Source organism: Fodinibius sp. GM21 (assembly GCF_058386955.1).
In genome coordinates this window covers 29,073-42,649 of sequence record NZ_JBYEIQ010000005.1, presented here as the reverse complement: position 1 = coordinate 42,649, position 13,577 = coordinate 29,073, and the positions used below count along the sequence as shown (strand labels likewise).

11 protein-coding genes are annotated in these 13,577 nt (G+C 43.5%); 6 read left to right on the top strand and 5 right to left on the bottom strand.

Features of this window, described 5'->3' with window-relative positions; genetic code table 11:
* Positions 1-110: 110 nt before the first annotated feature.
* Both dnaE and trxA read left to right on the top strand, forming a co-directional pair.
* The gene (gene dnaE / locus ACT3IB_RS13180; protein ID WP_491539488.1) at positions 111-3,593 is read left to right on the top strand and encodes a DNA polymerase III subunit alpha; all 3,483 of its coding nucleotides are present in this window, start codon (positions 111-113) and stop codon (positions 3,591-3,593) included.
* A 124-nt stretch (positions 3,594-3,717) separates the two neighbouring features.
* Entirely contained in the window at positions 3,718-4,053 is a 336-nt protein-coding gene (trxA, locus tag ACT3IB_RS13175; protein ID WP_491539487.1) for a thioredoxin, read from the top strand.
* 84 nt (positions 4,054-4,137) lie between these two features.
* On the opposite strand, the gene ACT3IB_RS13170 is transcribed toward trxA, so the two are convergent.
* A complete protein-coding gene (locus ACT3IB_RS13170) occupies positions 4,138-4,557 on the bottom strand; it encodes an ATP-binding protein (protein WP_491539486.1) in 420 nt (139 codons plus the stop codon).
* Positions 4,558-4,617: 60 nt separating this feature from the next.
* Positions 4,618-5,925, bottom strand: a complete 1,308-nt coding sequence (locus tag ACT3IB_RS13165; protein WP_491539485.1) for a Glu/Leu/Phe/Val family dehydrogenase — start codon at positions 5,923-5,925, stop codon at positions 4,618-4,620.
* A gap of 315 nt (positions 5,926-6,240) precedes the next feature.
* On the opposite strand from ACT3IB_RS13165, the gene ACT3IB_RS13160 reads away from it, so the two are divergent.
* The 3 genes from ACT3IB_RS13160 (at position 6,241) to ACT3IB_RS13150 (ending at position 8,861) form a co-directional block, all read left to right on the top strand.
* The gene (locus ACT3IB_RS13160; RefSeq protein ID WP_491539484.1) at positions 6,241-6,738 is read left to right on the top strand and encodes an HNH endonuclease; all 498 of its coding nucleotides are present in this window, start codon (positions 6,241-6,243) and stop codon (positions 6,736-6,738) included.
* Positions 6,739-6,844: 106 nt separating this feature from the next.
* Positions 6,845-7,975 carry a tRNA 2-thiouridine(34) synthase MnmA gene (gene mnmA / locus ACT3IB_RS13155; RefSeq protein ID WP_491539483.1) on the top strand — a complete coding sequence of 377 codons (1,131 nt, stop codon included), beginning with the start codon at positions 6,845-6,847 and terminating at the stop codon, positions 7,973-7,975.
* Between the two features lie 130 nt (positions 7,976-8,105).
* Positions 8,106-8,861, top strand: coding sequence for a hypothetical protein (locus ACT3IB_RS13150; RefSeq protein ID WP_491539482.1), 756 nt, complete (start codon positions 8,106-8,108; stop codon positions 8,859-8,861).
* Positions 8,862-8,880: 19 nt separating this feature from the next.
* On the opposite strand, the gene ACT3IB_RS13145 is transcribed toward ACT3IB_RS13150, so the two are convergent.
* On the bottom strand, positions 8,881-9,744 hold the full coding sequence (locus ACT3IB_RS13145; protein WP_491539481.1) for an anti-sigma factor domain-containing protein: 864 nt from the start codon (positions 9,742-9,744) through the stop codon (positions 8,881-8,883).
* Between the two features lie 79 nt (positions 9,745-9,823).
* Here ACT3IB_RS13145 and ACT3IB_RS13140 point away from each other — a divergent pair, with 79 nt between their 5' ends.
* Positions 9,824-10,999: a metallophosphoesterase gene (locus ACT3IB_RS13140; RefSeq protein WP_491539480.1), complete on the top strand. Its 1,176-nt coding sequence runs from the start codon at positions 9,824-9,826 to the stop codon at positions 10,997-10,999.
* Positions 11,000-11,005: 6 nt separating this feature from the next.
* Here ACT3IB_RS13140 and ACT3IB_RS13135 read toward each other — a convergent pair whose 3' ends face one another.
* Both ACT3IB_RS13135 and ACT3IB_RS13130 read right to left on the bottom strand, forming a co-directional pair.
* Complete coding sequence (locus ACT3IB_RS13135; RefSeq protein WP_491539479.1) at positions 11,006-13,096, bottom strand: thioredoxin domain-containing protein; 2,091 nt, start codon at positions 13,094-13,096, stop codon at positions 11,006-11,008.
* The gene (locus ACT3IB_RS13130; RefSeq protein ID WP_491539623.1) at positions 13,097-13,537 is read right to left on the bottom strand and encodes a methylglyoxal synthase; all 441 of its coding nucleotides are present in this window, start codon (positions 13,535-13,537) and stop codon (positions 13,097-13,099) included.
* Between the last annotated feature and the right edge of the window lie 40 nt (positions 13,538-13,577).

Below are 13,577 nucleotides of genomic sequence, written 5' to 3'. Positions count from 1 at the left end.
TCAAACCCGAATGAATTTTTTTTAAAATTTATCCTGAAATACGCCTTAATATTGTCGGTCAGGAATAGTATTATTATTCCAATCTAAGGATTAAAAGAAAAGCCTCCTGAATGAACTTCTCACACCTCCATAATCACACGCAGTTTAGTATGCTCGACGGTGCCGCGAGCATCAATCAGCTGATCAAGAAATCTAAAAAACACGGCATGCCCGGGATCGCTATCACTGATCACGGAAATATGTTTGGGGTACCGGAATTCGTTAACACGGCCAACCAACATGACGTAAAACCTATTATTGGCTGTGAGTTTTATGTAACGCCTTCTGGAATGGAGGATAAAAAAGATCGTACCCGTTATCACCAGGTACTGCTCGCCAAAAACATGACGGGTTATAAAAACTTGTCGAAACTGTGTTCACTCGGATATACTGAGGGACTGTACTACAAACCGCGCATTGATAAAGAAACGCTGGCCGAGCACGCTGAAGGACTTATTGCTACCACCTGCTGTATTGCCAGTGAGATTAATCAAACGATTATCAATAAAAGTGAGAAGGAAGCGCGCGCCATTTTTGAATGGTATCTCAATCTTTTTGGGGATGATTACTACATCGAGTTGCAGCGTCACGGTCTTAATGATCAGGACCGTTGTAATGAAATTCTCGTAAAATGGTCGAAAGAATACAATGTGAAAATGGTGGCCACAAACGACTGCCACTATGTGAATGAGGAAGATTCGGAAGCTCACGACATCTTGCTTGCCCTGCAGACCAATGCCGACATCAATGATCCCAATCGCTTTCGGTTCACGGATGACAACAACAACCTGAATACCGATTTCTATCTAAAAACGCCTGAGGAAATGGAGGAGCTCTTTAGTGATCTTCCACAGGCCATTGATAACACAAATGAGATTATCGAGAAGGTCGACAATATTGATCTTAGTTCTGAGCTCCTGCTTCCTCATTATGGTATTCCGGATCAGTTTGATTCCATGGATGAATACCTCCGCCATTTGACCTTTGAAGGGGCCAAAAAACGCTACGGCGAAATTACCCAGGAAATCAGCGAACGTATTGAACAGGAGCTCGGTATTATTAGCCGGATGGATTTCTCCGGTTATTTTCTAATTACGCAGGACTTTACAACCGAAGCGCGCAAACGGGATGTATTCGTTGGTCCGGGACGTGGTTCTGCAGCGGGCTCTGTTGTAGCCTACTGTTTGGGGATTATCAATGTAGATCCCATGCGCCACGACCTGCTTTTTGAGCGTTTTCTAAATCCCGAGCGCGTAAGTCCGCCGGATATTGATATCGACTTTGATGACAGCGGGCGCCAGCAAGTCATTGACTATGTGGTAGAGGAATACGGTCGCCAGAATGTAGCCCAAATTGTAACCTACGGCACGATGAAGGCCAAAACAGCCATTCGTGATGTGGGACGCGTACTGGGAGTACCATTGCAGGAAGTAAATCGAATTACGAAACTATTTCCCGATCAGCCCGGTCTCAACACGTTTGATAAGGTCTTAGATAAATCAAGGAATCCCGAGTCGGCAGCTGATATCCAGGAATTATTTGAGCACCCAGATCCCCAGATTCAAAAGATGATGCGCTTTGCCCGTACGCTGGAAGGTTCGGCCCGGCAGACGGGAGTGCATGCAGCGGGTGTTATTATCGCACCGGGGGAAATTAGCGAATATGTGCCGGTAGCCCTATCCAAGGACAAGGAATTGATTACACAATACGACGGGCCGCACGCCGAAGACTGCGGTCTGCTTAAGATGGATTTTCTTGGGCTAAAAACACTCTCCATTCTCAAAACATCTATCAAGTATGTAGAAAAAAATCACGGCATCCATTATGAGCTGGATGAGATTCCCGAAAATGATGAAAAGACCTTCCAGCTATATCAAAAAGGGAATACTATCGGCACCTTTCAGTTTGAATCGGATGGCATGCGCAAGTATCTCAAACAGCTGAAGCCAACCGAGCTGGACGACCTTATTGCCATGAACGCCCTCTACCGTCCGGGCCCCATGCAGTTTATTCCGGAATATATCGACCGCAAGCACGGACGTTCGGAGGTGGAATATCCGCATCCAGACCTTGAAGAACTCCTGAAGCCGACCTACGGTATTATGATTTACCAGGAGCAGATCATGAAGGCGGCCCAGAAAATCGCCAATTACTCCCTCGGTGAAGCGGATTTGCTGCGCCGTGCCATGGGTAAGAAGAAGAAAAAGGTGATGGATGAGCAGCGAGAAATCTTCACCAATCGCGCTATCGACAATGGCGTTTCTGAAGAAAAAGCCGAAGAACTATTCGATATCATGGCCGAGTTTGCTAACTACGGCTTTAACAAATCGCACTCAGCTGCTTACTCGGTAGTAGCATACCAGACCGCCTTTTTCAAAGCCAACTATCCGGCAGAATACATGGCGGCTGTTCTCAGCCATAACATGGGCGACATTGACAAAGTGTCGAAGTTTATTGAGGAATGTAATCGTATGGGCATCACCGTGGATCCGCCCAATATCAACAGCGGACAAGGAAAATTTGTGGCTGTAGATGGGCGCATCCAATACGGGATGGAAGCGATTAAGGGTGTTGGATCCAATGTGGTTGAGGAAATTGTAAAAGAACGGGAAGAAAACGGAACATTTGATTCCATCTATGACTTCGCGCGCCGGGTTGATTCCAGCGTCTGTAATAAGCGAACGTTGGAAAGCCTTTTCCAGGCCGGAGCTTTTGATGAGCTGAATGCCAATCGGCGACAGCTTTTGCAGCACATGGAGATTTTACTTAGTTACGGATCGCGCGTGCAGGAGATGGAAAACTCCAACCAATCGGATCTGTTCGGCAATGGTGGTGACAATTCATCTGCCATTGACGAACCCCAATTGGAACCGGTTGATCAGTGGTCAAACATTGAGCGACTTAATAAGGAGCGGGAACTCATCGGCTTTTACCTGAGCGGTCATCCGTTAGATAAGTTCCAGGAAGATGTACGCATTTTTTGCTCACATACCTTGGATGCTGAGAAACTGAATCAGCTTAACGATGGAACAGATGTACGCGTTGCCGGTATCATCACCAAGGTCAATCGTGTGACGGATAAAAAGGGACGTCCCTTTGCTTTCCTTGAGATGGAAGATCGTCATGGACACGTAGAAGTCGTTGTGTTTAATGAGGTATACGATCGCTGCCTGGGCATGATTCAGGAAGATACGCGCGTGGTAGTGGATGGTAGCTTTGATTCCTCACGTGGAAAGCTGCAGATCATTGCCAATGGTTTTGAACGCATCGAGAGTATGCGCGAAAAGTATCAGGATCAGATTGAATTGAAGCTGGATATCGATACCAACTACGTGGACGAAGAGGATCTGGAACAGATGGCACAACTCTTCAGTAAAAATAAGGGGGAAACAAATGTACGCTTTAACGTGTTAAGCAGTGAAGCCAAGAGGCCATTTGCGATGCACGTTCGCAAATTTGTTATTGATCCCAATGAAGAATTACTGGAGGGATTAAGATCCATTGTAGGCAAAGAAGCCGTTGCACTAAACCGTTATAATGGTAACGGTAGGTAAGATAAGTTTTGATAATGTATTCTATAATAAGAAACGATGTGATAATTGGATTATATTATCCGATATTTACTTTGTTGAATTAAAGGATATTTAAATTACAATTAACGAAGGTGAAAGAAATATTATGAGTAAAGCAATCGAACTTACAGACAACTCTTTTGAGGATGAAGTCATTAATGCCGATGCTGAGAAACCCGTGTTGGTAGATTTCTGGGCAGAATGGTGTGGCCCTTGCAAGATGGTTGGACCTGTTGTTGAAGAACTTGCCGAAGAGTTTGAAGGAAAAGCAAAAGTTGGGAAGGTAGATGTTGACTCAAATCCCGAAACGTCTACAAAATATGGTATCCGAAGTATTCCATCGCTGCTTATTTTCAAGAACGGCGAAGTAGTAGATCAAATAGTTGGAGCGGTACCTAAAGCTCAGCTTAAGAAGCAGCTAGAAGCTCAAGTAACAAATTAACAGCTTCAGCAAGTTCCCCCATTAAGAAAGGGCGATGAGGCTTGTGTTTCATCGCCCTTTTTATTTTCTCTTTTCAACCTAATTTCAACTATCTAATTGAAAAATAATAGTAGCCTTTGCCCCCCCTTTGGAAAATTGCAGTTCATCGGCATACTGCCTGATCAGATAAACACCCCTTCCACCCTCATTTAATAAATTCTCTTCTTTCAGAGGGTCGGGAATTTCTTCGGGATCAAATCCTTCCCCTTCATCTTCAACACTGATCGTAAGGGTCCGATTTTCCTTGTCTAAAGTTGAGAGCACAATTACCTGTTTCTGCGGATCTTCATTATTACCATGAATAATAGCATTATTCACAGCTTCACTAAGCGCAAGCATAATCCGGCCGGAATCTTCATCATCGATATCAGCCCGCTGCTGAAGTTCATCGATGAATGGTTCTAACCGTTCCATCTCTTCAAACTTGGAATCTAGAACAAGTTTATTAGTATCAGTTTTTGACATAGACGAAAGATGTAAGAAGGAGTGTCTTTCATTTTAAACACCCCTATAATGCAAAAGCTACTAAGCGTATAATCCACGCAATTTCAGCGTCATAGCAACCTTATTAATACCAAATACATAAGCAGCTTGCCGCAGCGTAATGTCATACTGGTTCCGAACTTCAAACAGATTATCAAAGGCGTTGCGCATCATCCTGTTAAGGCGACGATTCACACGCTCTTCAGTCCAGAAATATCCCTGACGATCTTGGACCCATTCAAAATAGGAAACCGTAACACCTCCGGCATTCGCAAGAATATCAGGCACTACCATAATACCCTTATCTTCAAGAATGGAATCAGCATTGGCAGTCACCGGACCGTTGGCCCCTTCGGCGATAATTTTGGCATTAATATCAGGTGCATTCTTTTTATTAATCTGATCTTCTTTAGCAGCCGGAATTAATACGTCGCAATCCATCTGCAACAGTTCGTCGTTGGATATTTTCTCGGCCTCAGGATATCCTTCAAGCGAATTATCATTGTTTTTGGAATACTCTATTGCAGCCGGAATATCGATTCCGTTTTCATTGTAATAGCCACCGGAAATATCACTGATAGCAATAACCTTGGCACCTTGCTCGTACATTAACTTTGCACTAACGGAACCTACATTACCAAATCCCTGTACAGCAACGGTGCACTTATTAGGCAACAGACCCACTTTATTAAGTGCCGCTAATGTAACCGTTACCACGCCACGGCCTGTAGCTTCTTTACGTCCATGTGAACCACCTAGTATGATCGGCTTGCCCGTAACAACCGCTGTTTCTGTCTTATGGGCATTCATGCTATAAGTATCCATTACCCATGCCATAACCTGCTCATTTGTATTCATATCAGGGGCAGGGATATCGCGATCGGGACCAAATACCTCGAGCATATTTGCGGTATAACGACGGGTCAAACGCTCCAATTCGCCATCCGAAAGCTGTTTCGGATCAACACGTACACCACCCTTAGCTCCACCAAATGGCACATTCACAATAGCACACTTCCAAGTCATCCAGGCAGCCAATGCATTTACCTCCTCAAGCGTTACATCAGGCGCGTAGCGAATCCCACCTTTAGACGGTCCCAGCAGGTTATTATGGATAACTCGATATCCTTCAAAAACACGAATATCGCCACTGTCCATAACAATAGGGATAGAAACAGTTACCTGCTTAACGGGACTAGCCAAATATTGAAACATACCTTCGTCAAGCTCAAGCACTTCCGCGGCAAAACGAAAACGTTCTAACATAGACTCAAAGGGAGATTCTTCATCAAGCTTGGGCCCGGGCTCCTTATAATATCCGGTGGTATACATATTTTTGTTGTAAGGCATAAATTGATATTAAAAATCTGATCTTGTTACTGTTAAATGGTAAAAATCTTTTTATAATATTGATTGCCTGATAGCAATTTTAAAAGACAGAAAGGTATAAAAAAATTATTAGATGATATAGGTAAGATTTGAGAAGTGTACTGTGAATACTTTCTGCCATTACAGTACAAATAATATAATACTATTCCCTCATTGATATAACGACATCTTGCATTTCAATAAAATTTAATGTTGCTTCTACACATTAAACATGCAGACAAACGTTATAACATCTTTTTGATGTTAATTTCATTGCTGTAAAACAACGTAGATGCTATGGACGCAAATGTGCTGGTATTAAACAAAGATTACCAACCATTAAGTATTTGCTCGGTACACCGTTCGGTTAAACTTCTATTTTTAGATAAGGCCGAAATGGTTCATGACTACCCCGAGCGAACTATTAGCACCGTTTCAAGGGATTTTTCTTATCCCTCCGTAATCCGATTGCGCCGATACATCAACATTCCCTACAACAAAATTGTGTTGTCTCGCCATAACATTATGAAGCGAGACCATAAGACTTGCCAGTACTGCGGTTCATCAAAAAATCTTACAATTGATCACGTAATGCCGAAAAGCCGTGGGGGCAAAGACACCTGGGAAAATCTCGTAACAGCCTGTAATACATGCAATGTCGAAAAAGGAAACCGCACTCCTAAAGAAGCAAAGATGCCATTAAAGCAAAAACCTTTTCGACCCATTCATATTACTTTTTTACAATCTATACTCGGTGGGGTTCAGGAGGATTGGAAGCCCTATCTGTATATGTAATACGTCAAAGATATTTATTAAAGGTCCCGAATTCTCTTCACAAGAAATACATAAAAAAACCTTATCTTCGGGGTTCATCCACAATTCACAGAATTCAACCAGTACCATGAGTAGCAAAGGACGAGTATTAGTAGCTATGAGCGGAGGGGTAGACTCCTCTGTTGCAGCTGTTATGCTCAAAGAACAAGGATATGATGTCATCGGAATTACGATGAAAACATGGGACTATTCCCGTGTTGGCGGCAAATCGGATAAAGAAACCGGATGTTGTACCCTTGAATCCATGAACGATGCACGACAAATTGCCGTCAACCATGGCTTCAAGCATTTTATCGTGGATATCCGTGATGAATTCGGTGATTGGGTTATTGATCGTTTTGTAGATGACTATATGAATGGACGCACGCCCAACCCATGTGTTCTGTGTAATACGCACATCAAGTGGGCGGCACTGCTGCGTCGCGCCGATAACCTGGGATGCGATTATATCGCTACCGGCCATTATGCCAATGTGCGAGAAGAGAATGGACGATATGTTATTTCGAAAGGATTGGATCCCAAAAAGGATCAGTCCTATGCACTTTGGGGCGTCGAACAAAAGCATTTGGCACGTACCATATTTCCGTTGGGAAGCTACGAAAAGACTGAAATTCGTGATATGGCAGAAGAATTTGGGCTCACAAAAGTAGCCGACAAACCCGACTCCTACGAAATATGCTTCGTACCTGACGATAATTACCGACGGTTCTTAAAAGATCGTGTTGATGGTCTTGAAGAACGCGTCAAAGGCGGAAAATTTGTTGACCAGGATGGAAACATTGTTGGCGAACATGAAGGGTATCCCTTTTACACCATTGGACAGCGCCGCGGTTTGGATCTGGCACTCGGCAAGCGTGTGTACGTCACTGATATAGATCCTGAATCAAATATTATTACGATTGGTGAAAAAGAGGATTTGGTAGCTACTACATGCAAAGCCAAAAATATCAATTTGAGTAAGTATGGCGAAGTCCCCGGTGGAGAGATGGAAATTACCGGAAAAATTCGATACAACGATGACGGTGTTGTCGGCCAGCTAAAACAGTTGGGCGACGACGAAATCGAAGTCACTTTCCCTACCGGACGAGAAGCCATAACACCCGGTCAGGCAGTAGTCTGTTATGAAGGTGATGATGTTGTCGGTGGAGGCTGGATCCATAAAGTAAACGTGGATACCAACGTTCTCCAAGAAGCATAATCTTTTATGGTTACCAAACGTTAAACAGCCTGCTTGTTAACATGAGCAGGCTTTTTATTTTTAGCGAAACTTTGTATTTGTTATCGGTGTAAAAAAGCATAACCAATTATTTACCTAAACTTTTTTGATCATGAAAAAAGCGTCCTATTATCTATCGGCCATGCTCTTAGTTGCTTCTTTTAGTCAACAACCAGCTGCTGCGCAATTCGAGGGCAAAATAACCTTTAACAGCTATAACTATTCATCAGAAGGCGTTGAGCAAAAAGACGATAATTTTACGTTGTATATCACTCCAGACCGCATTCTACTGCAGGGTGAAAAGGAATACGGTTTTATGGAATCTATCCAAACTGAGGGGGTACTTGTTCGACTCGATTTTGAAGATTTTGTCTTCCTGACCGGAGATAATGAAGCTCTGAAAATCTCCAAATCCGATATTACTTCCATGATGAATATGTTTGGAAATGGACAAAATGCAAGTAAAACAGCTGAAAAAGCCGATAATGTTAATTACGAGCGCACCGGTGAATCAGCAACTATTCACGGGTATCAGACAGACAAATTTATTTTCCGTGATAACGAAGAGCCCAACGAACACACCGAAGTATGGATGACTAATCAGCTCGATGTAAACTGGGGCATGCTGGCCGAGTCCTGGAGCGGTAGTGCTGAAAATATCATCAGCAGCTTACCAACAAACCTTGTGTTCAAAGAGAAATACTTTCCCCTTAAAGTAGAAGTATTTAAAAACAATCAATTGGTATCAAAGTTAGAGACTACTGAAGTGAATACTTCATCGATTGCCAAAGCCATGGTTCAGGTCCCTTCAGGCGTTAAAGTACTCAGTTTCCAGGATTACCTCTTTCAAAAAATGAGTCAACAGTAGATCGTAGAAATGGGTATGATCACTGCCCATTAAAGCTTCCCATAAGGTGCATTTCGCCATCCGGTCGGGACGATTCGCCCTTGGTCTCCAGCGTAACGGCAAATGAAAAATTCTTGCTTTTATCCAAGCCATCTAAATTATCCGCCTGAAATAACGCGTCTCCATTGGCATCTACCGAAAATGAGCTGATATTTATAGCTTTATTATCAAAAATTGCCCAAAACTGGTATTGACCCTCTTCATCCGGAGCCGGCAACTCGGCAAGCCGTACAATGGCTCTGTTATTCTGAGAATCCCAAATTACATTGCCATAACCAAAAGGATTCGCCTCCATCCCCAGCAATCTCACTATATATAGTTGGCGCGAATCGGCCACCGCTAGCATTTCCTGCAACTCATTCATCTTATTTTCAAGACCAGCTATCTCCTCATCTTGAGTGGCAATAATACGCTCTTGGGCACTAATCTCCCATCGCAACGAAAAAGCATAAAACACCAGGCTTAAACAGATAAAACCCAAAACAATTGATATCACCAATGTAAGAGAAACACGGGTTTCCCCGTTGCCAGCAACATCATCTACAACCTCTTGATCCGTAGCTGACTCCGTATGTTGAGAAGAACGATTCGCAACCTTCTCATTCCGATCCTCTACTTCTGTAATCAGCTGTTCTCTCAGCTCCTCCGGCGAAGGATCATCCTTGTCAGAAAATAGCAACTCATTGCCCTTGGTACGCATCTGCTGATACAGTTCCCGCTCTTCTTCCGTCGCCTCATCCAGCATTTCTTCGAACCGCATCCGCTCATCCTGATCAAGAATATTCAACACATAATCTGCACAAAGTTCTTTGAACGTTCTCCTATTTCCTTGTCGTTTGGTCATCGCTAACGGTATATTTGATGAATATTACAGAAATCATTATTCCACATTAGATAACAGATAAAATAAAAACCAACAAAACGTGCCCTGGCTTCTCAGAATGACACTCGTGGTAGCTTCATTGATGCTACCCGCCGTACTTTACCTATCATTTCGCTATTACGCAACCTTCAAATCATACCTTCATAAATGGCTGGTCCCCATAGCACTGCTCACATTTTACGCTTTTCCATTTAGTGCTCTTATCGACTATTACACCACCGGCACCGTCGATCTGCTCAGCTATCCTCAGCCTTTGGCCTACTGGTTTTGGTTTGGGCTCATATTCGTATTTCAGCTGGCAACCTGGGTCATAATCACCGATCTCATCAAAGTAATCACCAACTACTTTTTTGGAGATAAAAACGTAATCTGCCGGTGGTATCCACACGTTATCGTAGCACTATTTGTAACTATATTCCTGTTTACCGCAACAAAAACCTATCTCCAAACCACTCAAGTGCAAGCAGAACATCATACCATAGCCGTAGAAGATCTGCCCGAATCACTCGAGGGACTCAAAATTGTTCATATTACTGACATACAGGGTGATGAATATACCGGACGTCATGAAATCAGGAACTATATCCAAAAAGTAAATGCTCAAGATCCGGACCTCGTTATTTTTACCGGAGATCTCATTTCTTACGGCACGGATTTTATTGAGATGTCGGCACAAGAACTGGGCAAAGTAAAGTCAAAATATGGAACCATTGCAGTAGTCGGTGATCACGACTACTGGGCTGGTCTCGGCAATATCGAACCTGCGCTCAACGAACAAAATATTCCTTTGCTCCAGGATAAAAATTACACCATAAGCATTGACAGCACCAGTAGTATTGCCATTACCGGTGTCACAGAAGTCTACAGCAAGCAATCCAATCCCGCTGAAGTAGATTCATTGACGAAAACTACTGGCGCCAGTGCGCTAAAAATATTTGCTTCCCACCAAGTCAACGACCAATTAATACCAAAAGCTCAAAAACAGAACTACCAGCTTATGCTATCCGGACATACCCACGGCGGGCAAATTCATGTGCCATTTATGGGTATGAACTTTTCCGCATCCCAGCAAGAAACAAAATATGTTCATGGAATGTACCGGGAAAAAGGCTTGCCCATCAATGTAAATAATGGATTGGGATTTACACTTGCCCCCATTCGATACGAAGCTCCACCCAATATCTCAGTCATTACACTTCAAAGAAAAGGTAAATAAATAGCATCAACGAAGCAGCTCCAGCATTGTATCCGGATCATTTGTCGGCAGCTCACAAGCATAATTCTGACACACATAGGCAGTAGGGTTCCCCTCTTTCATTCCAAAATCAGAAAGGTACGGTACTAAATCACGAATCGCATTGTCATCCCGATCATGGAAAACAACAACTGCCCGAGGTAAAAAACGAGCGTGCAGCAGACGAGTAAATTGTTCTGTCTCAGAATCATTTTGATACCCTGTGATAACAATTTCTCGGGTGTCTCCCTCCAAAAAGTCTACACTCTGCAGAGCGGCTCCAAAACTCGTCGGCGCTTTTTCAATATTATTTGCAAATAACTTAAGCGATTCGTCCGCCATCTGTTCCCACTTCGTATTTGCCGTCATTCGTCCCAAGCGAAGCAGGTTCCAGATGGCGACAGAATTCCCCGAAGGCATCGCTCCATCATAAATCTCTTTCTTACGTCCCAGCAGTTCCTCTGCTGATTCAGCCGTAAAGTAGAAACCTCCGTTTTCATAATCCCAAAAATGTTTAATAAACTTCTTATTCAGTGAAACAGCATGCTGCAAATACTCCGTTTTAAAGGTAGCTTCATACAACTCCAAAAGACCCCATATGACAAAAGCATAATCATCAGCATGACCATCAATAGCTACATCACCGTTGCGATAACGGTGTTTAAGTCCGTTGTCTTCAGTTAACATCTCATCTTCAACGAACGACCAGCACGCTTTCGCCTTTGCAATATAATCCTGGTTGTCGAGAGCCGATCCCGACTTGGCCAGTGCTGCGATGATCAATCCATTCCAGTCGGTAAGAATCTTATCATCCAGCAGCGGATGCACTCGCTTTTTGCGTTCTTCTAATAATTTTTCTCGAATTGATGCCAATGCAGATCGAAGATTTTCTGGCTCCATATCCCGCTCCAGGGCAAGCTCCTCAAATGACATTTGCAGATGCGGAATATTCTTACCTGTTTTCCGACCGGTAGCCTCATCATGATAATTCCCTTCATCGGTTAAGTTATAGGCCTCAATAAAAAGCTCCGCCTCAGCCAACGGCAATTGTTCTCGAATTTCCTCGATGCTCCATACATAAAACTTACCTTCCTCACCCTCACTGTCAGCATCTTCAGCGGAATAAAATCCGCCATTTTCATCCTGCATCTTTCGCATCAGGTAACTGACAATTTCATCTACCGTCTGCTTGAACAAATCATTCTTAGTGCACAGCCAACCTTCGGTATAAGCCATGAGTAACATTGCCTGATCGTAAAGCATCTTCTCGAAGTGGGGCACCAACCATTTCTGGTCCGTTGAGTAACGATGAAATCCTCCACCGACTTGGTCAAAAATACCGCCCATTCGCATCTGAGTAAGAGTTTTCGCTACCACTTCCAGTGCTTTTGATTCCTCTTTGCGATCTGCATAGCGCAGCAAAAACATCAGATTATGCGGACTCGGAAACTTGGGGGATGAACCAAACCCACCATAATGCGTATCAAACTGCTGCTCGTACTGTTGATACGCCTCATTTAAAATATCACTGTTCAAATGATCAGCCGGCGAAAATGCATTCGACTTCTGAAAAGCAGAGACAATTTCATCGGTGGAATTCAAGATTTTCTTCCGATCATTCTGCCAGAGCTCAGAAATCCACGGGATAAGCTCTCGCATGCCTGGCCGACCCTGCCGCCCTACTTTGGGGATATATGTTGCCGCGTAAAAAGGCTTTTTATCAGGGGTCAAAAAGACGTTCAAAGGCCATCCGCCGCTACCGGTCAGCATCTGACAAACCAACATGTAGGTATTGTCGATATCAGGACGCTCTTCGCGATCTACCTTAACATTCACAAAAGCACGGTTCATCAGTTCGGCAATCTCTTCATCCTCAAACGACTCATGTGCCATTACATGGCACCAGTGGCAGGTTGCATAGCCTATGGATACCAGCACCGGTTTTTCTTCTTTTTGGGCCTGTTCAAATGCCTCTTCTCCCCACGGATACCAATTTACCGGATTGTCCGCATGCTGCAGTAAATATGGACTGGATTCATCGGCCAGATTATTTTGATTGTTGTCTAGAGAATCATTCATCTATTTATCTACATCTTTTGAAAAGCGCTGGCTGTAATCTACGATAAAACGATCATACTCCTCATCAATCAAATCCGTTGAGATCATAAAATCGGCTGATGATCGGTTACACGCCATCGGGATGTTGTAAAGTACGCCAATCCGGAGCAGTGCTTTTACATCTACATCATGCGGTTGAGCTTGTAATGGATCCCAGAAAAAGATCATCATCTCAATCTTATTTTCTGCAATGGCAGCCCCAATTTGCAGGTCGCCCCCCAGCGGACCGCTATTAAAGCGATTCACATCCAAACCCACCTTATCGGCAATCATTTGGCCTGTCGTACCTGTTCCAAACAGGTTATGTTTTGAAAGCGACCCTTTGTTAAAATCGCACCAATCGATTAAATCCTTTTTACGATTGTCATGGGCAATAAGTGCAATGTTCTTCTCTTTTTTCATCTTTTTTGCTCCGGGAGCAACGGGCTGACGAGAATTTTCT

Coding starts and splice junctions, on each gene's coding strand:
- dnaE (WP_491539488.1), top strand. CDS start 111: ATGAACTTCTCACACCTCCATAATCACACGCAGTTTAGTATGCTCGAC.
- ACT3IB_RS13150 (WP_491539482.1), top strand. CDS start 8,106: ATGAAAAAAGCGTCCTATTATCTATCGGCCATGCTCTTAGTTGCTTCT.
- trxA (WP_491539487.1), top strand. CDS start 3,718: ATGAGTAAAGCAATCGAACTTACAGACAACTCTTTTGAGGATGAAGTC.
- ACT3IB_RS13145 (WP_491539481.1), bottom strand. CDS start 9,744: ATGACCAAACGACAAGGAAATAGGAGAACGTTCAAAGAACTTTGTGCA.
- ACT3IB_RS13160 (WP_491539484.1), top strand. CDS start 6,241: ATGGACGCAAATGTGCTGGTATTAAACAAAGATTACCAACCATTAAGT.
- ACT3IB_RS13170 (WP_491539486.1), bottom strand. CDS start 4,557: ATGTCAAAAACTGATACTAATAAACTTGTTCTAGATTCCAAGTTTGAA.
- ACT3IB_RS13130 (WP_491539623.1), bottom strand. CDS start 13,537: ATGAAAAAAGAGAAGAACATTGCACTTATTGCCCATGACAATCGTAAA.
- ACT3IB_RS13165 (WP_491539485.1), bottom strand. CDS start 5,925: ATGCCTTACAACAAAAATATGTATACCACCGGATATTATAAGGAGCCC.
- mnmA (WP_491539483.1), top strand. CDS start 6,845: ATGAGTAGCAAAGGACGAGTATTAGTAGCTATGAGCGGAGGGGTAGAC.
- ACT3IB_RS13135 (WP_491539479.1), bottom strand. CDS start 13,096: ATGAATGATTCTCTAGACAACAATCAAAATAATCTGGCCGATGAATCC.